The 20,797-nt window shown below is 72.3% G+C and carries 16 protein-coding genes (1 of these 16 only partly in view); 11 read left to right on the forward strand and 5 right to left on the reverse strand.

Annotated features, from left to right (window positions below):
• The first annotated feature begins 20 nt into the window (after positions 1-20).
• Together npdG and HNR67_RS13615 are read left to right on the forward strand one after the other, a co-directional pair.
• Positions 21-692, forward strand: coding sequence for an NADPH-dependent F420 reductase (gene npdG / locus HNR67_RS13610; protein WP_185002392.1), 672 nt, complete (start codon positions 21-23; stop codon positions 690-692).
• The gene (locus HNR67_RS13615) at positions 693-1,439 is read left to right on the forward strand and encodes a helical backbone metal receptor (RefSeq protein ID WP_185002393.1); all 747 of its coding nucleotides are present in this window, start codon (positions 693-695) and stop codon (positions 1,437-1,439) included.
• Here the strand turns inward: HNR67_RS13615 and pip are convergent.
• Complete coding sequence (gene pip, locus HNR67_RS13620; RefSeq protein ID WP_185002394.1) at positions 1,429-2,385, reverse strand: prolyl aminopeptidase; 957 nt, start codon at positions 2,383-2,385, stop codon at positions 1,429-1,431. The genes HNR67_RS13615 and pip overlap by 11 nt on opposite strands.
• 74 nt (positions 2,386-2,459) lie before the next feature.
• On the opposite strand from pip, the gene HNR67_RS13625 reads away from it, so the two are divergent.
• A complete protein-coding gene (locus tag HNR67_RS13625; protein ID WP_185002395.1) occupies positions 2,460-3,446 on the forward strand; it encodes a glutathione S-transferase family protein in 987 nt (328 codons plus the stop codon).
• Positions 3,447-3,501: 55 nt separating this feature from the next.
• Here HNR67_RS13625 and panB read toward each other — a convergent pair whose 3' ends face one another.
• A complete protein-coding gene (panB, locus tag HNR67_RS13630; protein WP_185002396.1) occupies positions 3,502-4,371 on the reverse strand; it encodes a 3-methyl-2-oxobutanoate hydroxymethyltransferase in 870 nt (289 codons plus the stop codon).
• A gap of 126 nt (positions 4,372-4,497) precedes the next feature.
• Complete coding sequence (locus HNR67_RS13635) at positions 4,498-5,388, reverse strand: alpha/beta fold hydrolase (RefSeq protein ID WP_185002397.1); 891 nt, start codon at positions 5,386-5,388, stop codon at positions 4,498-4,500.
• A 45-nt stretch (positions 5,389-5,433) separates the two neighbouring features.
• Here HNR67_RS13635 and lysX point away from each other — a divergent pair, with 45 nt between their 5' ends.
• Together lysX and HNR67_RS13645 are read left to right on the forward strand one after the other, a co-directional pair.
• Positions 5,434-8,820, forward strand: coding sequence for a bifunctional lysylphosphatidylglycerol synthetase/lysine--tRNA ligase LysX (gene lysX, locus HNR67_RS13640; RefSeq protein ID WP_312987185.1), 3,387 nt, complete (start codon positions 5,434-5,436; stop codon positions 8,818-8,820).
• 95 nt (positions 8,821-8,915) lie between these two features.
• Positions 8,916-9,329 carry a DUF4383 domain-containing protein gene (locus tag HNR67_RS13645; protein WP_185002398.1) on the forward strand — a complete coding sequence of 138 codons (414 nt, stop codon included), beginning with the start codon at positions 8,916-8,918 and terminating at the stop codon, positions 9,327-9,329.
• Here the strand turns inward: HNR67_RS13645 and HNR67_RS13650 are convergent.
• Positions 9,310-9,858, reverse strand: coding sequence for a TetR/AcrR family transcriptional regulator (locus tag HNR67_RS13650; protein WP_185002399.1), 549 nt, complete (start codon positions 9,856-9,858; stop codon positions 9,310-9,312). The two genes, HNR67_RS13645 and HNR67_RS13650, sit on opposite strands and share 20 nt — an antisense overlap.
• Positions 9,859-9,944: 86 nt before the next feature.
• Between HNR67_RS13650 and HNR67_RS13655 the strand changes: the two genes are divergently transcribed.
• Positions 9,945-10,841, forward strand: coding sequence for a TIGR03620 family F420-dependent LLM class oxidoreductase (locus HNR67_RS13655; protein WP_185002400.1), 897 nt, complete (start codon positions 9,945-9,947; stop codon positions 10,839-10,841).
• On the opposite strand, the gene HNR67_RS13660 is transcribed toward HNR67_RS13655, so the two are convergent.
• Entirely contained in the window at positions 10,838-12,559 is a 1,722-nt protein-coding gene (locus HNR67_RS13660) for an NAD+ synthase (protein WP_185002401.1), read from the reverse strand. The two genes, HNR67_RS13655 and HNR67_RS13660, sit on opposite strands and share 4 nt — an antisense overlap.
• Positions 12,560-12,663: 104 nt before the next feature.
• Between HNR67_RS13660 and HNR67_RS13665 the strand changes: the two genes are divergently transcribed.
• The 5 genes from HNR67_RS13665 to HNR67_RS46215 all read left to right on the forward strand — a co-directional run.
• Positions 12,664-14,250 carry an alpha/beta hydrolase gene (locus HNR67_RS13665; protein WP_185002402.1) on the forward strand — a complete coding sequence of 529 codons (1,587 nt, stop codon included), beginning with the start codon at positions 12,664-12,666 and terminating at the stop codon, positions 14,248-14,250.
• A 52-nt stretch (positions 14,251-14,302) separates the two neighbouring features.
• Positions 14,303-15,847: an alpha/beta hydrolase gene (locus tag HNR67_RS13670; RefSeq protein ID WP_312987187.1), complete on the forward strand. Its 1,545-nt coding sequence runs from the start codon at positions 14,303-14,305 to the stop codon at positions 15,845-15,847.
• Positions 15,848-15,902: 55 nt separating this feature from the next.
• Positions 15,903-17,246: a type I glutamate--ammonia ligase gene (gene glnA / locus HNR67_RS13675; RefSeq protein ID WP_185002403.1), complete on the forward strand. Its 1,344-nt coding sequence runs from the start codon at positions 15,903-15,905 to the stop codon at positions 17,244-17,246.
• A gap of 41 nt (positions 17,247-17,287) precedes the next feature.
• Entirely contained in the window at positions 17,288-18,790 is a 1,503-nt protein-coding gene (locus tag HNR67_RS13680) for an amidase (RefSeq protein ID WP_185002404.1), read from the forward strand.
• Between the two features lie 62 nt (positions 18,791-18,852).
• Positions 18,853-20,797, forward strand: partial view of an FkbM family methyltransferase gene (locus tag HNR67_RS46215; RefSeq protein ID WP_185002405.1) — the 5' portion only. The gene runs 1,739 nt beyond the window's last position; 1,945 of the gene's 3,684 nt are visible here — the first part of the coding sequence; the start codon lies at positions 18,853-18,855; the stop codon falls past the right edge of the window.

Genomic DNA, 20,797 nt, shown 5'->3' on the forward strand with positions numbered 1-20,797 from the left:
CCACAGTCGATGGAGGCGAAGTGAGCGAGCAGGACGTGCGCGGGTTGACGGTCGGGGTGCTCGGCGGCACCGGCCCGCAGGGCAAGGGCCTGGCCTATCGCTGGGCGCTGGCCGGGCTGAAGGTCGTCATCGGCTCCCGTGACGCCGCCCGCGCCGAGTCCGCCGCCGCCGAACTGGCCGAGCTGAGCGGCGGCGCGGTCTCCGGCGCGGACAACGCCGCCTGCGCCACCGCCGCCGACCTGGTCCTGGTCGCGGTGCCATGGGAGGCGCACGAGCCGACCCTGACCTCGCTGCGCGAGCAGCTCGCCGGGAAGATCGTCATCGACTGCGTGAACCCGCTCGGCTTCGACAAGCAGGGCCCGTTCGCACTGGCGGTCACCGAGGGCAGCGCCGCCCAGCAGGCCGAGGGGCTGCTGCCGGACTCCCGCGTCACCGCCGCCTTCCACCACGTCTCCGCGGTGCTGCTCGCCGACCCCGAGGTGTCCACTGTGGACACCGACGTGCTGGTGCTCGGCGACGACCGCGAGGCCACCGACCTGGTGCGCGCGCTGGCCGATGTCATCCCCGGCATGCGCGGGATCTTCGGCGGCAGGCTGCGCAACGCCGGCCAGGTGGAGGCGCTGACCGCCAACCTGATCGCGGTCAACCGGCGGCACAAGACGCACGCGGGCGTCCGGATCACCGGCGTCTGAATGCGCGACGACCTCGGCGAACCGGTCCGCCTCGGCGCTGTGCCGAGGCGGGTCGTCTCGCTGGTCCCCTCGCTCACCGAGGCCCTGGCCGCCACCGTGCCCGGTGTGCTCGCCGGGGTCACCGACTACTGCACCCACCCACCGCTGGACCTGCCGCGGATCGGCGGCTCCAAGTACCCGCGGGTGCCCGATGTCCTTGCCGCCCAACCCGATCTGGTACTCGCCAACGCCGAGGAGAACCGCCCCGAGGACGTCGCCCGGCTCCGCGCCGCCGGCATCCCGGTCTGGGTGAGCGCCGCGCCGGCCACCGTCCCGGCCGCGCTGGACTCGCTGGCCCGCTTCTTCCGCGAGGTCTTCACCGCCGACCCGCCCTGGCTGACCCAGGCCCGCGACCTGTGGTCGGACCTGCCCGAGCAGCAAGCCACCGTGCTGGTCCCGGTCTGGCGCCGTCCCTGGGTCGTCCTCGGCCGCGCCACCTTCGCCGGCGATGTGTTGCGCCGCCTGGGTTTCGGCAACGTCTACGCCGACCACCCCGACCGCTACCCACGCCCGCCACTGGCCGAACTGCTCGGCTGCGGCGCGGACCTGGTGGTGCTGCCGGACGAACCGTACGAGTTCACCGCCACCGACGGCCCGGAGGTCTTCCCGGGCCGCCGCTGCGTGCTGCTCTCCGGCCGCCTGCTCACCTGGTACGGGCCCTCGCTGGTGCCTGCCAGGGCCGAACTGGCGGCGGCGTTCAGCCCCTGAACCGGTCCGTCGCCTCGATCAGGTGGTGCAGCGTGCCCGGTTCGTTGAAGGCGTGGCCCGCGTCCGGCACGATGATCAGCTCCGAACCGGGCAGCGCGCGGTGCAGTTCCCAGGCCGTCACCAGCGGGGTCACCACGTCGTAGCGGCCCTGCACCAGCACGGTCGGGATGCCGGCCAGCCTGCCCGCGTCCCTGATCAACTGGCCGTCCTCGTAGAACCCGCCGTTGACGAAGTAGTGCGTCTCGATCCGGGCGAAGGCGGCGGCGAAGGTCGGCTCCGCGTAGTGCGCGATCTTGTCCGGGTCCTGGTGCAGCCGGCTGGTGGCGCCCTCCCAGGTGCTCCAGGCGATGGCCGCGGGCTGCCAGATCGCGGGGTCGGGGTCGGCCAGGCGGCGGTGGTAGGCGTGCAGCACGTCCGCGCGCTCGGGTTCGGTGAGCTGGTCCAGCACGGTCTGCCACTCCGCGGGGAAGAGGAAGCCCGCGCCGCCCTGGTAGTAGAACTCCAACTCGTTGCGGCGCAGGGTGAAGATGCCGCGCAGCACCAGTTCGGTGACCCGGTCCGGGTGGGTCTGGGCGTAGGCCAGGGCCAGCGTGCTGCCCCAGGAGCCGCCGAAGACCTGCCAGCGGTCGATGCCCAGGTGCTCGCGCAGCAGCTCCAGGTCGGCGACCAGGTGCCAGGTGGTGTTCACCGACAGGTCGGTGGCCGGATCGCCAGCGTGCGGGGTGCTCCGGCCGCAGCCGCGCTGGTCGAACAGCACGATCCGGTAGGCGGCCGGGTCGAACACCCGGCGCTGGTCGGGCGAGGTGCCGCCGCCGGGGCCGCCGTGCAGGAACACCGCGGGCTTGCCGTCGGGGTTTCCGCTGGTCTCCCAGTAGATCCGCTGGCCGTCACCGACCTCGAGCCAGCCGCTGTCGTAGGGCTCGATCTCCGGGTAGAAGGTCCGCACGCGCACCGCTCCTAGTCGTGTCTACCTGATGGGACGAAGGGCACCATCGTCCCCCAGACCGTAGATTCGGTCGCATGGCTGGTGCGCAGTTCGGCAAGGAGACCTCCGCCCGCGGCGAGTGGGTGCGGCAGGCCAACCGGTTCACCCGGCGGATCACCGCCGACGGCTCCTCGGGATTCCCGGCCGAACGCGGCCGCTACCGGCTGGTGGTGTCGCTGGCCTGCCCGTGGGCGCACCGGGCGGTGATCGTGCGCAGGCTGCTCGGCCTGGAGGAGGTGCTCTCGCTGGCGGTGGTCGACCCGATCCGGGACGAGCGCGGCTGGCGGTTCACCCTCGATCCGGACGGCCGGGATCCGGTGCTGGGCATCGAATACCTGGCCCAGGCATACCACCGAACCGATCCGGAGTTCGAGGGCCGGGTCACCGTTCCGTCCATTGTGGACACCCAGACCGGCGAGGTGGTCACCAACGACTACCCGAACATCACCGTGGACCTCAACACCGAATGGCACGCGCTGCACCGGCCGGGCGCGCCCGAGCTGTACCCTGCCGAGCTGCGCGCGGAGATCGACGAGGTCAGCGAGGGCATCTTCCACGACGTCAACAACGGCGTGTACCGCTGCGGGTTCGCCACCACCCAGCTCGCCTACGAGGAGGCGTTCACCGCGCTGTTCGCCCGCCTGGACCAGCTCACCGAACGCCTGTCCACCCGCCGCTACCTGGTCGGGGACACCATCACCGAGGCCGACATCCGGCTGTTCACCACGCTGGTCCGCTTCGACGCGGTCTACCACGGCCACTTCAAGACCAACCGGCACAAGCTGGCCGAGCTGCCGGTGCTGTGGGCCTACGCCCGCGACCTGTACACCACACCGGGTTTCGGCGACACGGTCGACTGGGACCACATCAAGCGGCACTACTACGTCACCCACGACAACATCAACCCGACCCGGATCGTGCCGCTGGGCCCCGACCTCACCCACTGGTACGAGCCACACGGCCGGGAAGCCCTTGGCGGCAGGCCCTTCGGCAACGGCACCGCACCCGCCTCGCACGCCTGAGACGACGAACGGCGGCCGTCCCCACCCGGGGCGCGGCCGCCGTTCGCGTGTGCGTTCAGTGGAAAACGTGCTCCGGCGCCGGGAACTGGCGACCCCGGACCTCGGCCGCGAACTCACTCGCCGCCCCCGCGATCACACCGCCGACATCGGCGTAGCGCTTGACGAAGCGCGGCGCCTTGCCCTGGTTGAGCCCGGCCATGTCCTGCCACACCAGCACCTGCGCGTCGCAGTCCGGACCCGCGCCGATACCCACGGTCGGGATGGCCAGCTCGGAGGTGATCCGCTTGGCCACATCGGCGGGCACCATCTCCAGCACCACCGCGAACGCCCCGGCCTCCTGCAGCGCCAGCGCGTCGGCGACCATCTCGTCCCCGGCGTCGCCGCGGCCCTGCACCCGGTAGCCGCCCAGGTTGTGCTCGCTCTGCGGGGTGAAACCGAGGTGGCCCATCACCGGCACGCCCGCGCTGGTGATCGCCTCCACGTGCGCGGCGAACCGGCGGCCGCCCTCCAGCTTCACCGCGTGCGCCTGGCCGTCCTTCATGAACCGGACCGCGGTGGTCAGCGCCTGCTCGGGGGAGACCTGGTAGGAGCCGAACGGCAGGTCCGCGACCACCAGGGCCTTGGTCACCGAGCGGGTGACCGCGCGGACCAGCGGCAGCATCTCCTCGACCGTGACCGGCAGCGAGGTCTGGTAGCCGTAGACGGTGTTCGCGGCCGAGTCGCCGACCAGCAGCACCGGGATCCCGGCCTGGTCGAAGATCGCGGCGGTGTAGGTGTCGTACGCGGTGAGCATGGGCCACGGCTCGCCGCGTTCCTTCAGCTCACGCAGGTGGTGCACCCGGACCCGCTTGGTCGGGCCGCCCGGTGCGGGCGCCGCTCCGGTGCCGTAGGGGGCCTGGCCCTCGCCATGGGACACAGCAGTCATCGTTGACCGTCCTCTCCTCGCCCCTCGAGGCCCGACCTCACGCGGGTCCCCGGGTTCGCTGGGAAATTGCAGTGCGAGGTCAGCGTGACACGTGGTGCACACGTCGGCACGCCGGTGGGAGCAGCTTCACACCCCCTTGACCCGGCGCACCGCCTCGGCCACCGTGTCCGGCCGGTCCAGCGGCATCATGTGCCCGCAGCGCTGCACCAGTTCGTGGGCGCCGCCGGGGACCAGCCGGGCCAGCCGGGCGTGACAGGCCAGGATCCGCCGGGCCTGCCGCGGCTTGCCGAGGGCCTGCGCCGCGGTGAGCACCAGCCAGGGCAGTTCGGGCAGCGGATGCCCGGCCCGCACCGCCTCCAGTTCGGCGACCAGGTCCGGGTAGGCGGCCAGCTCGTCCAGGATCGCGCCGATCACCTCCGGCCGCCGGTACACCGCCTCGATCCGGTCCAGCGGGGCCACCTCGCGGTGGGTGTGGCTGCCGGTGCGCAGCACGGACCGGCGGCTGGCCGGCCCGGACCAGCCGGCCAGCGCCCGGCCCAGCCGCCGCATCCCCGGCACCCGCCCGAACGCGAGCAGCATCCTGGCGAAGACCGCCTCGCCGTCGAAGGGCCTGCCCACCCCCGGCGGCTCCGGACTCGGGTCCAGCAGCACCGCCCCGGCCACCCGCTCCGGCCGCAGCCGGGCGTAGCCCTCCACGTGCAGTCCGGCGATGGAATGCCCGACCAGCACCGCCCGCGGCGCGCCCACCGCGTCGAGCACCGCGTCCAGCACGGCCACCTCACGGGCCAGGCTTGGCGGGGCCAACGCAGGTCCGCTGTCGCCGGTGCCGGGCCGGTCGAAGCACACCACCCGCAGGTCAGCGGCCAGCAGCCGGACCACGGCAGGCCAGTCGAACCAGCCGCCGCCGAGCCCGGCGGAGAGCACGACCACGTCAGCGGTCGCGGGACCGTCCACCTCGACCCGCAACAGCCCGGCGGGCGAGGAGATCAGCGAGGGCACCCCGTCAGCCTGCCGCATCGCCTGCGGACCGGGTGGATCGGCAGATCGAATACGGTGAGCACCGTGAGTCGGCACACGGTGGACGAAGCGGCGATCCGGACGGCCCTGCCCAGGTGGCAGAGCCGGACGGCGGGGATCGTGGCCACCGTGGTGCAGCTCTCCGTGCTGTCCTGCCTGCTGCTGTTCACCGTGACCGACCTGCACGGCGACGTCGCCGAGGACGACTACAACGCCCCGGTCGTGCTCGCGGGCGAGGTCTTCAACGCCCTCGGCCTGCCGGTCGAGGCGAACATGGTGATCATGCTGGTGCTGGCCGTGCTCGGCGCGGCACTGCGCAGGCGCAAACGGGCCGCGCTGTGGGCGTTACTGCTGTTCCAGCTGATCAACCTGACCATCACGCTCACCGTGCTGCTGCTGGACTGGCTGTTCCCGCAGGCACTGGACATGCAACTGGACCTGGTCGACGGGCTGGCAGGCGACATCTGGTGGCGGCCACTGGTCACGGTGGCCATCTCGGTGTTCCTGCTGCTGCTCATCCCGGCCTTCCCGGCCCGGCTGGCCATCGGCGCCTGGCGGCGGGCGCTGGCCATGCTCGGCTCCGGCATGGTCCTGGTGGTCTGGATCGGCTGGGGCCTGACCCACCTGTACCCGGTCTCCGCCTTCGAGCCGACCGACCGGCTGTTGTGGGTGCTCAACCAGGTCACCGGCGAGATCCCGCCGGCCCGCCAGCTCGGCGTGGTGGACGGGCCAGGTTCGCTCAGTGTCACGCTCAGCCTACTCAGCGCGGTGGCGCTGGGCTACGCGCTGGCGGTGTTCTTCCGCGGTGTGCGCACCCAGCGGCTGATGTCCCCGGCCGAGGAGCTGCGGCTGCGCGAACTGCTGGCCGAGCACGGCGAACGCGACTCACTCGGCTACTTCGCCACCCGCCGGGACAAGAGCGTGCTGTTCGCGCCGAACGCGCAGGCCGCGGTCACCTACCGGGTGCTCGGCGGCACCAGCCTGGCCAGCGGTGATCCGCTCGGTGACCCGGACTACTGGCCGCAGGCCATCCACGCCTGGCTGGCCGAGGCCCGCCGCTACGGCTGGGTGCCAGGGGTGCTTGGCGCCTCCGAGGACGGCGCGCACGCCTACGCCGCGGCCGGGCTGAAGGTGCTGGAGATCGGCGACGAGGCGATCCTGGAGGTCCGCGACTTCAGCCTCACCGGCAGGCACCGCCGCGCGGTCCGGCAGGCGGTGAGCAGGCTGGAACGCGCCGGGTACACCGCGCGGATCCGCCGGCACGGCGAGATCCCACCGCATGAGCTGGGCAAACTGGTCGACCTGGCCCAGGAGTGGCGCGGCGAGGGCAGCGAGCGCGGGTTCTCCATGGCGCTGGGCCGCCTGGACGACGCCAGCGACGGGCGCTGCGTGATGGTCGAGGCCTACGACGCAGGCGGCAAGCTGCGCGGCCTGCTCTCCTTCGTGCCCTGGGGCCGCACCGGCCTGTCCCTCGACCTGATGCGGCGGGACCGGCAGGCCGAGAACGGGCTCAACGAGTTCCTCGTCTCCGAACTGGCCGCGGCCAGCGGACGCCTTGGCGTGCAACGCATCTCGCTGAACTTCGCGATGTTCCGGGCGGTGTTCGAGGAGGGCGCGCAACTGGGCGCCGGGCCGGTGCTGCGGCTGTGGAAACGGGTGCTGAGCCTGTTCTCCCGGGTCTTCCAGCTGGAATCGCTCTACCGGGCCAACGCCAAGTACGGCCCGCGCTGGGAACCGCGGTACGTGTGCTTCCCCGGCTCCCGGAAACTGCCGAGGGTCAGCATCGTGGCCGGGGTCGCCGAGGGTTTCCTGCCGGCCACCCGCAGCCTGCGCCGCAACTCCGCCCGCGACCTGCGCACCGGCGAGGTGGCCGCGGAGTTCGTCCGCCAGGTCGCCCAGATCGAGGAACGCGCCCGCACCGTGCGCGCCCCGGCCGCCCGGCTGCCCGAGCAGGTCCGGGTGCGCCGCCGCAAGCTGGACCGGTTGCGGGAACTGGGCATCGACCCGTACCCGGTGAACTTCGACCGCGACCGCACCCTTGGCGAGATCCGCGTCGCGCACGACGGCCTGGCCCCGGACAGCCACACCGGCGTGCGGGTGCGCGTCGCCGGGCGGGTGGTGGCCAAGCGCGAACTCGGTCAGCTCTGCTTCGCGGTGCTGCGCGATCTCACCGGCGAACTCCAGGTGATGCTCGCGGTGGACACCCTGGGCAAGGCGCTGCTGGACGACTGGAAGCTGGCCGTGGACATCGGCGACCAGGTCGGGGTGATCGGCCAGGTGGTGACCACCCGGCGCGGCGAGCTGTCCGTGCTGGCCACCGAGTGGGAGATGACCGCCAAGTGCCTGCACCCGTTGCCGGATAGGCGTAAGGGCCTGTCCGACCCGGAGGCCAAGGTCCGGCAGCGCTACCTGGACCTGGCGGTCAACCCGGACGCGGGACAGATGCTGCGGCTGCGCAGCACGGTGATCCGCTCGGTCCGCGACTTCCTGCACGACCGGGAGTACCTCGAGGTCGAGACCCCGATGCTGCAGGCGGTGCACGGCGGGGCCAACGCGCGCCCGTTCGTCACCCACATCAACGCCTACGACATGCGGATGTACCTGCGGATCGCGCCCGAGCTGTACCTCAAGCGGCTGTGCGTGGCCGGGGTGGACCGGGTCTTCGAGCTGAACCGCAACTTCCGCAACGAGGGCGCGGACGGCACGCACAACCCCGAGTTCACCATGCTGGAGGCCTACCAGGCCTACGCCGACTACGACACCATGCTGCGGCTGACCAGGGAACTGGTGCAGCGCGCCGCCACCGCCGCCTACGGCGCGCCGATCGCCCGGCAGCGCGACCGCGCGGGCAAGCTGATCGAGCACGATCTCTCCGGCGAATGGCCGGTGATCGGTTGCTACGAGGCGATCTCCACCGCGCTCGGCGAGGAGGTCACCCCGGACAGCAGCCGGGCCGAACTGCGTGCGCACAACCAGCGCGCCGGGCTGACCGTGGCCGATGACGCCGGGCACGCCCAGCTCATCCAGCACCTCTACGACCACCTGGTGGAGGCCCGCACCGGCGCACCGGTGTTCTACCGCGACTTCCCGGCCGAGGGCTCGCCGCTGACCCGCAGGCACCGGGTGGACCCGCGACTGGCCGAACGCTGGGACCTGGTCGCCTTCGGCAGCGAGATCGGCACCGCCTACTCCGAGCTGACCGACCCGGTCGAGCAGCGCGACCGCCTTGAAGCCCAGTCACTGCGCGCGGCCAGCGGCGATGTCGAGGCGATGGAGCTGGACGAGGACTTCCTGCGCGCGCTGGAGTACGGCATGCCGCCCACCGGCGGCCTGGGCATCGGCGTGGACCGGCTGCTGATGATGCTCTCCGGCGCGTCCATCCGGCAGACCGTGCTGTTCCCGTTCGCCCGCCCGCTGGGCAGGCGGCGGTGACATCGGGCCGCCGCCGGCGGCGGTAATCGGACCGCAACCGGCGAGTGTGCGCCGTTTCGCAGCCGGGAACGCCGTTCCGGAGCAGGATCTACCCCATGGTTGTCACCACCCGGCTGCCGACCGCCATCCTGGGCGGCGGCTATCTGATGGTGGGTGTGCTCGGGCTGAACGCGCCGGGAAACACCCTGCTCGGAGTGTTCACCGCCGATCTCTCGCACAGCTGGCTGCACCTGGCGCTGGGCGCGATCCTGCTGGTCGGCGGCACCGCGGGCGGTCGCTGCGGCACCGGCGCGCAGCTGCTCGCCGGGGCGCTGGCCGGGGTCGCCGGCACCCTGGGACTGGCGCTGACCAGCAGCGGACCGTTCCTGGCCACCACCGCGGACAACATCCTGCACCTGAGCACCGCGATGGTGTTGCTGGTGCTCGGCCTGTCCACCGCGGTCAGCACGCCACCGGCCAAGCCGGGCCGGTACGGGCCGCTGTCGGTGGCTACCTATTGCGGGCGTTGAACCCGTCGGTCACCACCCGCAGCAGCCGTTCCCGCTGCTGCTCGTCGCCGGTCTGCTCACCCAGCCAGGCCACCGAGGCGGTCAGCGCGAGCACGTCCTTGGCAGGCACGTCATCGCGCACCACCCCGGCCCGCTGCAACTGCTCGACCAGCCGCTCGCCCGCCTGGTTCATCGCGTGACAGGCCTCGTGCAGCGCGGTGTCCGGCGCGCGCAGCATCGCCACCAGTGAGGCGGGCAGCCCGCGGTAGAGCGAGATCCGCGCGGTGAACAACAGCAGGAACTCATCCAGGGCCTGTCGCGGCGGCACCTGGGCCAGTCGTTCGGCCGCGGCCCGCAGCTCCGCGAACTGCTCCCGCAGCAACGCCTCCAGCAGCGCGTCCCTGGTCGGGAAGTGCCGGTACAGGGTGCCGATGCCGACCTCGGCCCGGCGCGCCACCTCCTCGAGGGATGCCTCGGTGCCGTCCCGCCGGAACACCTCGTCGGCCACGGCCAGCAGCCGCTCGTAGTTTCGCCGGGCATCAGCGCGCACAGCTCACCCCTTGCTAATCGGAGGCAGCCTCCGTAACTTATCCGGAGGGGGCCTCATCTTATTCCGGTTGGCAAGTGGAGGCGGGCATGAGCGTGGAACTGGGGCGGGTCGGCGTGTGGACCTGGGCATTCGAGGCGAGTCCGTGGGGGCAGGTGCGCGCGGCGGCCCAGGAGATCGAGCAGCTGGGCTACGGCGCGCTGTGGTTCGGCGAGATGGACGGCCGGGACGCGGTCAGCCAGGCCGCGCTGCTGCTCGGCGCCACCGAGCGGATGGTGATCGCGCCCGGGGTGGCCATCATCTACCGGCACCACCCGGCCACCCTGGCCCAGGCCGAACGCACGCTCGCCGAGGCATACCCAGGCCGGTTCGCGCTCGGTCTCGGCGTGAGCAACCGGGCCTACATGGAGGAGCGCGGCCACACCTGGAAGCCGCCGGTGCGGGCCATGCGCGCGTACCTGGACGCGATGGACGCCGCCCCGCTGACCGGCCCCGAAGGACCGCGATCACCCCGGCTGCTGGCCGCGCTCGGCCCGCGGATGGCCGACCTGGCCGCCGAGCGGACCTGGGGCGCGCACCCGTACTTCATGCCCGTCGAGCACACCGCCTACCTGCGCGAACGACTCGGCCCGGAGGCGAAACTGGTGGTGCACCAGAACATCACCCTGCACGAGGACCCCGCCGAGGCCCGGCGGCTGGCCCGGAGTTCGCTGGCGCCCTGGCTGGCCATGGGCGACACCACGTCCTCGCGCTGGCAGCTGATCTCCGAACTCACCGGCGTCACCGAGGCCGACCTCGCCGACGGCGGCAGCGACCGCCTGGTCGACGCGATGATCGCGCACGGCGACGCCGAGATGATCGCCGAGCGGGTCCGCGCCCAGTTCACCGCGGGCGCGGACCACGTCTGCATCAGCGTCGCCACCGAGTTCGGCGTGCCCCAACTCGGCCTGGCCCAGCTCCGCGAGCTGGCCCCGGTCCTGCTCTAGTTGTGGTGCTCGCGCCAGAGATTGGTGATCGGCAGCCGCCGGTCCCGCCCGAACGCCTTGAAGGTGATCTTGGTGCCCGGCGGGTACTGGCGGCGCTTGTACTCGGCCCGGTCCACCAGCTGCAGCACCCGCTCCACCAGCGCCTGGTCGAAGCCGGCCGCGAGCAGTTCGGTGAAGCCCTTGTCGCCCTCGACGTACTCGTCCAGCACCGCGTCCAGCAGCGGGTAGTCCGGCAGGCTGTCGGAGTCCTTCTGGTCGGGCCGCAGCTCGGCCGAGGGCGGCTTGGAGATCGAGTTCTCCGGGATCGGCGGCACCTCGCCGCGCTTGTCCGCCTCGGCGTTGCGCCACCGGGCCAGCTTCCAGACCAGCGTCTTGGGCACGTCCTTGATCGGGGCGAACCCGCCGACCGCGTCGCCGTAGATGGTGGAGTACCCCACCGCCAGCTCGGTCTTGTTGCCGGTGGCCAGCACCAGGTGCCCGTGCTGGTTGGACAGCCCCATCAACGTCACGCCGCGGGCGCGGGCCTGCACGTTCTCCTCGGCCAGCCCGGTCAGCCCGAGCTGCTCCACGAAGACCTTGACCACCTCGCCGATCGCCCTGGTCTCGTAGTGCGTGCCCAGCCGCCTGGCCAGCTCGGCCGCGTCCGACCTGGAGTGCTCCGAGGAATATTCACTCGGCATGGACACGCCGTGCACCGCGTCCGCGCCGAGCGCGTCCGCGGCCAGCGCGGCCACCACCGCGGAGTCGATGCCGCCGGAGAAACCGAACACCACCGAGCGGAACTTGTTCTTGGTGACGTAGTCGCGCAGCCCGGTGACCAGCGCGTGCCACACCTCGGCCTCATCGCTGAGCGGCTCGGCCACCGGGGGAGCGGGCTGGGCCTCGTACGCGGGCAGCGGCTGCTCGCTGAGCACGGTCCGGCCGACCTCGAACCCGCCGATGTCGCCGGTCCCGGTGTGCCCGCCCGAGGTCAGGTCCAGATCGAGCACGGTCAGGTGCTCCACGAACTGCGGCGCCCTGGTCAGGATCTCGCCCTCGGCGCTGACCACCAGCGAATCACCGTCGAAGACCAGCTCGTCCTGCCCGCCGACCAGGTTCACATACGCCATCGGCGCCCCGGCCTCCGCCGCCCGCCTGGCCACCAGCGGCCCGCGCACGTCGTCCTTGTTGCGCTCATACGGCGAGCCGTTCACGCAGACCACCAGGTCCACCCCGGCCTGCCCGTAGGCGGCAACCGGTCCGCCGTCCTGCCAGATGTCCTCGCAGATGACCACGCCGACGTCCACACCGTGGAAGCGCACGATCGGCAGCGTCCGGCCGGGCACGAAGTACCGGAACTCGTCGAAGACGCCGTAGTTGGGCAGGTGGTGCTTGGCGCACCTGGCGACCACCTTGCCGTCCTGGATCAGCGCGGCCGCGTTGCGCGGACCCGCCTCGTCCCGGTCCAGGTAGCCGACCACCACGAGCGCGTCGCCGCAGCCCGCCGCGGCCAGGCGCTCGGCCAGCTCGTCCACGGCCGCCCTGGAGGCGGCGGCGAAGGACTCGCGCAGGGCCAGGTCCTCCACCGGGTAGCCGGTGAGCACCATCTCGGGGAAGGCCACCAGGTGGGCGCCGGCCTGCACGGCCTTGCTCGTCCACTCCACGACCATCTTCGCGTTTCCGACCAGGTCGCCGACGCAGGCGTTGACCTGTGCCAGGGCGATGCGCAACTGCGTCATCTGACTATCTTCTCCCAACGACTCCAGTGAAGGACGGAGATCTGCTTGCCAGGATCGACCCTAAATCCGAGGCAGGACAGTTTTCGCCTGGCAGTATCGAACAGGTGAACCGGCTCCTGATACCCGCCCTGGCCGTGCTGCTGCTCACCACTGCCTGCGTGAACCCCATCGCAGGTGGCCCAGCCGAAGCCGTCCAGGTGGAGCAACGAGGACCGGCCGGTCCGGTGCCGCCAGGTCTGGAGAACTTCTACGGCCAGCGCCTGGGCTGGGGCCGCTGCGAGGGCTACGTGCGCGGGGAGGACCAGGCGCTGGCCTTCGCCCGCCGGGACGCCCAGTGCGCGCGGCTGACCGTGCCGCTGGACTACGCCAAGCCGGACGGGCCCACCATCAGCCTCGGCCTGCTGCGCCGCCCGGCCACCGAACCGGCCCGGCGGATCGGCGCGCTGGTGCTCAACCCCGGCGGCCCCGGCGGCTCCGGGATGAGCGCCGCCGCCCAGCTCGGCGCCAGCGTCACCGCCCCAGGCCAGCGGCTGGAGATCGCCCGCCGGTTCGACCTGGTCGGCTTCGACCCGCGCGGGGTCGGCGCCAGCGAACCCCAGGTGCGCTGCCGCACCGACGCCGAACGCGACGCCGAACGCCTGGACCTCGACCTGGACAGCTCGCCGACCGAGATCGCCCAGACCGAGGCCGAGGAGAAGGAACTGGCCACCCGGTGCCAGCAGCGGGCCGGCGAGGCGATGCTGGCCAATGTCGGCACCAGGGACGTGGTCAAGGACCTCGACGTGCTGCGCTCGGCCCTCGGCGAGCCCAAGCTCAACTACCTCGGCTACTCCTACGGCACCCGGATCGGCACCGCCTACGCCGAGGCGTTCCCCGGCAACGTGCGGGCGATGATCCTCGACGGCGCGCTCGACCCCGACCAGGACCCGGCCGCCGAACTCGTGGCCCAGGGCCACGGCTTCCAGAAGGCGTTCGACACCTTCGCCGCCGACTGCGCCCGCTATCCCAGTTGCCCCTTCGGCAGCGCGGGCATGGCCGTCAAGGCCTACCAGGACCTGGTGAAACCGCTGGCCGGCAAGCCGGCGGAGGTGAGCGGCGGCCGCAAGCTGTCCTACTCCGACGCCACCACCGCGGTGATCCAGGCGATGTACAGCAAGCAGCTCTGGGAGCTGCTGCGCACCGGACTGGCCGAGCTGAAACAGGGCAAGGGCGACACCCTGATGCAACTGGCCGACACCTACTACGGCCGCGGCGCGGACGGGAAGTACAGCAACCTCAACGACGTGTTCACCGCGATCCGCTGCGTGGACGACCCCCGGATCACCGACCCGGACCAGCGTCGCGAACTGAACCGCCGCTACCGCGCCGCGGCCCCCTTCCTCGACGACGGCAACCCGCCCAGCCCGGCCAGGGACGCCTGCGCGTTCTGGCCGGTCCCGGTGACCAGCCAGCCGCACCTGCCCAAGGTCGACGGCCTGCCCAAGGTCCTGGTCATCTCCACCACCGGCGACCCGGCAACGCCCTACCAGGCCGGGATCGAACTGGCCCAGGCGCTCAGCGGCGCGCTGCTGACCTTCGTCGGCGCCCAGCACACCGTGTTCGCCCAGGGCAACCAGTGCGTGGACACCGCGGGCACCGCCTACCTGACCGAGCTGGCCCTGCCCGCCCCGGACACCCGCTGCATCGGCTGAACTTCGACGGCCCCGGCGGGCGGTCGCCGGGGCCACCGGGCAGAGTGACGCCGTGACCCTGAAAGCCACCGGCCTGCTCGCCGCGCTCCTGCTGCTGGCCGCGTGCACGCCGAGCGCCCCGGAACCAGCCAAGACCGATCCGGCGCTGGACAAGCTGTACGCGCAGAAACTGAGCTGGGGCCCGTGCCCGCCGCTGGCCGCCTCCAGCCAGCAACAGGAGGCATTCGCCGGTCAGGGCCTGGAGTGCGCCAAGCTCACCGCGCCGCTGGACCACGCCAAACCGGGGGAGAAGACGATCTCCCTTGGCGTGCTCAGGGTGGCCGCCACCGAGCAGGCCAACCGGATCGGCTCGCTGGTGTTCAACCCGGGCGGACCCGGCCAGTCCGGCATGAGCCACCTCGCCGTCGAGGGCCCCAAGATGGTCGAACTGCGCAAGCGCTTCGACCTGATCGGCTTCGACCCGCGCGGGGTCGGCGCCTCCGAACCCAAGGTCCGCTGCCTGGACGCGGCCGAACGCGACGCCCAGCGCCTGGTCCACATCGACCCGGCCGCGCCGGACGCGGTCGCCAGGACCGAGGCCGAGACCAAGCAGGTCGCGGACAAGTGCGCCGAACGCACCGGCAAGGACGTGCTCGCCGTGCTCGGCACCCGCGAGGTCGCCAAGGACCTTGACCTGCTGCGCGCCGCCCTGGGTGATGCCAAGCTCAGCTACGTCGGCTACTCCTACGGCACCCGGATCGGCACCGCCTACGCCGAGAACCACCCGGACAAGGTCCGCGCGATGGTGCTGGACGGCGCGGTCGACCCGAACCAGGACCTCGCCGCCGCCCAGCTCGCCCAGGAGGAGGGCTTCGCCAAGGCCTTCGCCGCCTTCGCCAAGGACTGCGCCAAACAGGCCGCCTGCGCGCTGGGCCGCAAGCCGGAGCTGGCCGAGGACAACCTGGACAAGCTCACCAAGCCGCTGAAGAAGACCCCGCTCAAGGTCGGCGCCCGCAAACTCTCGGCCAACGACGTCGGCATCGCGATGACCGCCGCGCTCTACACCCAGGAGCAGTGGCCCACCCTCAACCTCGCGCTGCTCGCCCTGCAGGCCGGTCAGGGCGAACTCGTGCTCGCCTTCGCCGATGCCTACCTGGGCCGCGCCGAGGACGGCAGCTACGCCGGGGACACCGACCTGCTCACCGCGGTGAACTGCGTGGACACCCCGCCGGTCACCGACCGCGCCCAGGTCGAGGCGAACACCCGCAAGATCGCCGAGAAGCTGCGCGAGATCCGCGGCGGCAAGCCCGACCCGGAACCGCCGGTGGCCGCGCTGGACGTGTGCGCGCACTGGCCGGTCCCGCCCACCAGCAAGCCGCACCAGCCCAAGGCCGACGGCCTGCCGCGCACCGTCGTGGTCTCCACCACCGGCGACCCGGCCACCCCGCATCAGGCAGGCATCGACCTGGCCAAGGCGCTCAACGCGCACCTGGTCACCGTGGAGGCCACCCAGCACGGCGCGTTCCTGCTGCGCGGCAACAAGTGCGTGGACGACCCGGTCACCCGCTACCTGCTCGACGGCACCCCGCCCTCGGACAACACCCGCTGTCCGGGTTGAGCGGCACACCACAACATCGACACAAGTCCCGCTACCGAGCATTTAGGGTTACGCCATGGATCGCCAGCAGGAATTCGTGCTGCGCACGCTGGAGGAACGCGACATCCGGTTCGTCCGGCTGTGGTTCACCGACGTGCTCGGCTTCCTCAAGTCGGTAGCCGTCGCCCCGGCCGAGTTGGAGGGCGCCTTCGCCGAGGGCATCGGCTTCGACGGCTCGGCGATCGAGGGCTTCGCCAGGGTCTATGAGTCCGACATGGTCGCCAAACCCGACCCGGCCACCTTCCAGGTGCTGCCATGGGAGACCGCGGACGGCCAGCTCTACTCCGCGCGCATGTTCTGCGACATCACCATGCCCGACGGCTCGCCCTGCTGGTCGGACCCCCGGCACGTGCTGCGCCGCACCCTGTCCAAGGCCAGCGAGGCCGGGTTCACCTGCTACGTGCACCCCGAGATCGAGTTCTTCCTGCTCAGCAAGCTCACCAACGACGGAACCGAACCCGAGCCCGCGGACAACGGCGGCTACTTCGACCAGGCCAGCCACGACACCGCCCCGCACTTCCGCCGGCACGCCATCGAGGCGCTGGAGGCCATGGGCATCTCGGTGGAGTTCAGCCACCACGAGGGCGCGCCCGGCCAGCAGGAGATCGACCTGCGCTACGCCGACGCGCTGACCATGGCCGACAACGTGATGACCTTCCGGTACGTGGTGAAGGAGGTGGCGATCAAGGACGGCGTGCGCGCCTCCTTCATGCCCAAACCCTTCTCCGACCAGCCGGGTTCGGGCATGCACACCCACGTCAGCCTGTTCGAGGGCGACCGCAACGCCTTCTACGACAGCGAGGACCCCTACGAGCTGTCCGGCACCGGCAAGGCGTTCGTGGCCGGGCTGCTCAAGCACGCCCGCGAGATCAGCGCGGTCACCAACCAGTGGGTCAACTCCTACAAGCGGCTCATCGTCGGCGGCGAGGCCCCGACCGCGGTCTGCTGGGGCCACGCCAACCGGTCCGCGCTGGTCCGGGTGCCGATGTACTCCCCTGGCAAGGCGTCCTCGCGACGGGTGGAGATCCGCAGCATCGACTCGGCCTGCAACCCGTACCTGGCCTACGCGGTGGTACTGGCCGCCGGGCTCAAGGGCGTGCGCGAGGGCTACGAACTCGCACCGCCCACCGAGGACGACGTGTGGTCGCTCACCGAGACCGAGCGCCGCGCGGCGGGCTACGACAGCCTGCCGCAGAACCTCACCGAGGCACTGACCGCCATGGAGAACTCCGAACTGCTCGCGGAAACCCTGGGCGAGGGCGTCTTCGACTACTTCCTGCGCAACAAGCGCGCGGAGTGGGACGCCTACCGCCGCCAGGTCACCCCGTATGAGCTGCGCACTTACCTCCCCATGCTGTAGACCCCTTGACCGCTGGACCATCCGGAGGATGAGGTGGAGGCATGCGCCGCCTCCGGATGGTCACCACCCTCGCGGGTGAGCTGGACGCGGCCACCATCCCCAGGCTGCAGTCCCGGATGGCCACGGGGGAGTTCACCCCGACCGAGCTGACCACCGCCTACCTGCACCGGATCCACACCCTTGACCCGCGGCTGCGCTCGGTCATCCGCACCGAACCCGCCGCCCTGACCGCGGCCCGCGCCAGCGACGAACGCCATCGCACCGGCCACCGGATTGGTCCGCTGGACGGCATCCCGGTGCTGCTCAAGGACAACATCGGCGCGGGCACCACCACCGCGGGCTCCCGCGCACTGCGTCACCACCAGCCGGCCGACGCCGTGCTGGTCCGCGCGCTCAAGGCCGCCGGCGCGATCATCCTGGGCAAGACCAACCTGTCCGAGTGGGCCAACTTCCGCTCCACCGGCTCCACCTCCGGCTGGTCCGCGCTGGGCGGGCAGACCGCGAACCCCCATGTGCTGGACCACAACCCGGCCGGTTCCTCCTCCGGCTCCGCGGTCGCGGTCGCCGCCTCGCTGGCCCAGGTCGCCATCGGCACCGAGACCGACGGCTCGATCGTCTGCCCGGCCGGCGCCACCGGCGTGGTCGGCCTCAAACCCACCCTCGGCCTGATCAGCCGCACCGGTGTGATCCCCATCTCGGCCGAACAGGACACCGCGGGCCCGCTGGCCCGGCATGTGATCGACGTCGCGCTCACCCTGGCCGTGCTGCGCGGCCGCGACCCCGCCGACCCGGCCACCCACGCCATCCCACCCTGGCACGCCGCCCCCGTCGCACTGGCCGGACTCCGCCTCGGCCTGTGGCGGCAGGCCGGTGTCGACCCGGCCGCTGACCAGGTGATCTCAGCGGCGGTCGAGGCACTGCGCGGAGCGGGCGCCACCGTGCTCGAGGTCGGCCTGCCGCACCAGCGGGAGATCACCGACGGCGAGTTCCCCTGCCTGCTCACCGAATTCCGGCACGACCTGGAGCGCTACCTGGCCGCCTGCCCGCCGTTCCCCTGCGGCCCGCGCACCCTCGCCGACCTGGTCGAGTTCAACCGCGCGGACCCGATCGAGTTAGCCCGGTTCGGCCAGGAACTGCTCGAGAAAGCCCTGACCGCACCGGCCCGCACCGACCCCGGCTACCTGGCCCAGCGTGCCCGGATCACCCGGCTGGCCCGCGCCGCCATCGACGAAACCCTTGCCGCCCAACAACTCGACGCGCTCATCTCACCCAGCAACGCCCCGGCCTGGCGCACCGACTACCCGGCGGGCGATGACTACCGGCTCAGCTCCTCCACCCCGGCCGCGGTCGCGGGTTACCCGAACGTGTCAGTTCCGGCAGGATTCGCCGGGCCCCTCCCGGTCGGCCTGTCCATCTTCGCGAGCCGCTGGCAGGACGCCGGAGTGCTCGCCATCGCCGCGGCTTTCGAGCAGGTCAACCCGGTCCGCCGAGCCCCGCTACTCCTGCCGGGGCTCGCCGTCAACGATCTTGGGGCCGCCCGTTGAGTGATCAACAGGATGTTTCCGCGGACTCGGGGAACGACCCGGCGGCGGCTAGGTTGGCCGATGTGACCGAAACCTTCGTCACCGCCCAGCCGTTGGCCGTGCCGCGTGTCGAGCTGCCCGACCCGCCGCAACCGGCGGTCACGCCCGAGCCCGCGGCCGCGCCCCCGGTGGTGCTGCGCGCCTGCACGGTGGCCACCAGGGCCCAGCTGCCCGCGGTCCGCGTGCTCACCACCTCCTTCCTCGGCAACCACCAGGACGGCCAGTTCATCGCGCTGGTGGTGGACGCCGATCCGGACGCCGCCGGGCCAGGGGTGCTGACCCCGGCCGACATCGGTGTGTCCACCGAGGAACTGCACCGCCTGGCCACCGCGTGCACCGCGCGCGAGCTGTGCGCGGTGCTGCAGCCCCGGCTGCTCGCCCACCTCATCGGCGAGGGCGGCCCGGTGCTCTACCTGGACCCGAGCGTGGTCGTGCTCGACTCGGTCGCCGAGCAGGTGCTCACCGCCGCCGCCAGGGTGCCGGTGGTGCTGGTCCCGCGCGTGCTGCGCCCGCTGCCCCGCGACGGCCGCCGCCCCGGCCCGGCCGAACTGCTCGCCGCCGGCACCTTCGACCCCGGCTTCCTCGCGGTCACCCCCGGCGCGGAGGAGTTCCTGGACACCTGGGCCGAACAGGTCCGCGAGGCCCCCGACGCCGCGGGCGCCTTCCTCGACGGCGCGCCCGCCCTGGTCGACCACCACGTGCTGCGCGACCCCGGCATCGGCGTGTCCGCCTGGAACGCCGGCCAGCGCGCGGTCCGCCGCGACGAGGCGGGCACCCTGCTGGTCGACCAGACCCCGCTGCGCACCGTGCACTTCGCCGGGTTCGACCCGCAGCGCCCGTGGCTGCTCTCCGCCGAACTCGCCGACCGCCCGCGGATCCTGCTCTCCGAGCACCCGCCGCTGGCCGAACTCTGCGCCGGCTACCGCAACGACCTGGTCCGGGCCGGACACACCGCGCACCCGGTGGCCTACCGCTTCGGCACCGTCGGCGACGGCATCCCGCTGCCCGCGCAGCTGCGCCGGGACTGGCAGAGCGCCCAGGGCGCCGACGCCGCGCCGCCGCCTGCCTTCGGCGTCACCGCGGCCGAGTTCCTGCGCTGGGCCTGCGCGCCCGGCGACCCGATCCAGGCCGCCGCCGGTGGTTCCCGCTGGGCAGCGGCCCTGTGGCGGGAGGACACCGCGCTCCGCGAGCGCTACCCGGACCCCTTCGACGGCGACGCCGCCGGCTTCCGCGAGTGGTGTGCCGGGGCCGGGGTGGCCACCGGCCGCCTGCACCCCGGCGCGGTGCCGCGCGCCGACGCCGGGCGCGGCCCGATCCTGATCGACCAGCTCGGCGTGAGCGTGGTCGGTTTCGGACCGGAGGCCGAGCTGCTGCGGGCCGCGGTGCGGGCTTCCGGCCTGCCCTCGGCCGACGAACCGAGCTACCCGGTGGTGCTGCGCTGCGCCGGCGCGCCCACCCCGCCCGCCGACCGGTACGTGATCAACGTGCTGCCCGAACCCGGCGCGCGCCCCGGCCCGGCCAGTGAGCTGTGGGTCGCCTCCGACAGCAGCCGCAACGCACTGCAACGCACCGGCTGGCCGCCGGTGCGCACCATGCCGCTGCCGGTGGTGGACCGCGGCGCGGTGGACGCGGACAGCCGCGCCATCGCCAGGGACCGGGTCGGCCTGGCCGACGGCGTGGTGTTCGCCGCCACCGTCGACCACTCCGCCGAACGCCAGGGCAACGCGCTCGGCCTGGTCGCCGCCTTCCTGGCCGCCTTCCCCGACCGGCATGACGTGCACCTGTTGCTGCTGGTCAACGGCGCGCAACAACATCCGGAAGCCGCCGAGCGCCTCCGCCTGGCCACCGCGGCCGACCCGCGGATCATCCTGGTCGAGGAGAGCCACGGCGACACCCTGCTCGACGCCGCCGACTGCGTGGTCTCGCTGCACCGCGCCGAGGGCGTGCCCGGTGACCGCACCGCGCTGG

It is taken from the genome of Crossiella cryophila, assembly GCF_014204915.1.
Classification (GTDB): domain Bacteria; phylum Actinomycetota; class Actinomycetes; order Mycobacteriales; family Pseudonocardiaceae; genus Crossiella; species Crossiella cryophila.

What these genes read in the sequence shown, in the direction of transcription:
- glnA (WP_185002403.1), top strand. Translation starts at nt 15,903, where the DNA reads ATGGATCGCCAGCAGGAATTCGTGCTGCGCACGCTGGAGGAACGCGAC.
- HNR67_RS13635 (WP_185002397.1), bottom strand. Translation starts at nt 5,388, where the DNA reads ATGCGGCAGGCTGACGGGGTGCCCTCGCTGATCTCCTCGCCCGCCGGG.
- panB (WP_185002396.1), bottom strand. Translation starts at nt 4,371, where the DNA reads ATGACTGCTGTGTCCCATGGCGAGGGCCAGGCCCCCTACGGCACCGGA.
- HNR67_RS13615 (WP_185002393.1), top strand. Translation starts at nt 693, where the DNA reads ATGCGCGACGACCTCGGCGAACCGGTCCGCCTCGGCGCTGTGCCGAGG.
- HNR67_RS13625 (WP_185002395.1), top strand. Translation starts at nt 2,460, where the DNA reads ATGGCTGGTGCGCAGTTCGGCAAGGAGACCTCCGCCCGCGGCGAGTGG.
- HNR67_RS13645 (WP_185002398.1), top strand. Translation starts at nt 8,916, where the DNA reads ATGGTTGTCACCACCCGGCTGCCGACCGCCATCCTGGGCGGCGGCTAT.
- HNR67_RS13655 (WP_185002400.1), top strand. Translation starts at nt 9,945, where the DNA reads ATGAGCGTGGAACTGGGGCGGGTCGGCGTGTGGACCTGGGCATTCGAG.
- HNR67_RS13680 (WP_185002404.1), top strand. Translation starts at nt 17,288, where the DNA reads ATGCGCCGCCTCCGGATGGTCACCACCCTCGCGGGTGAGCTGGACGCG.
- HNR67_RS13660 (WP_185002401.1), bottom strand. Translation starts at nt 12,559, where the DNA reads ATGACGCAGTTGCGCATCGCCCTGGCACAGGTCAACGCCTGCGTCGGC.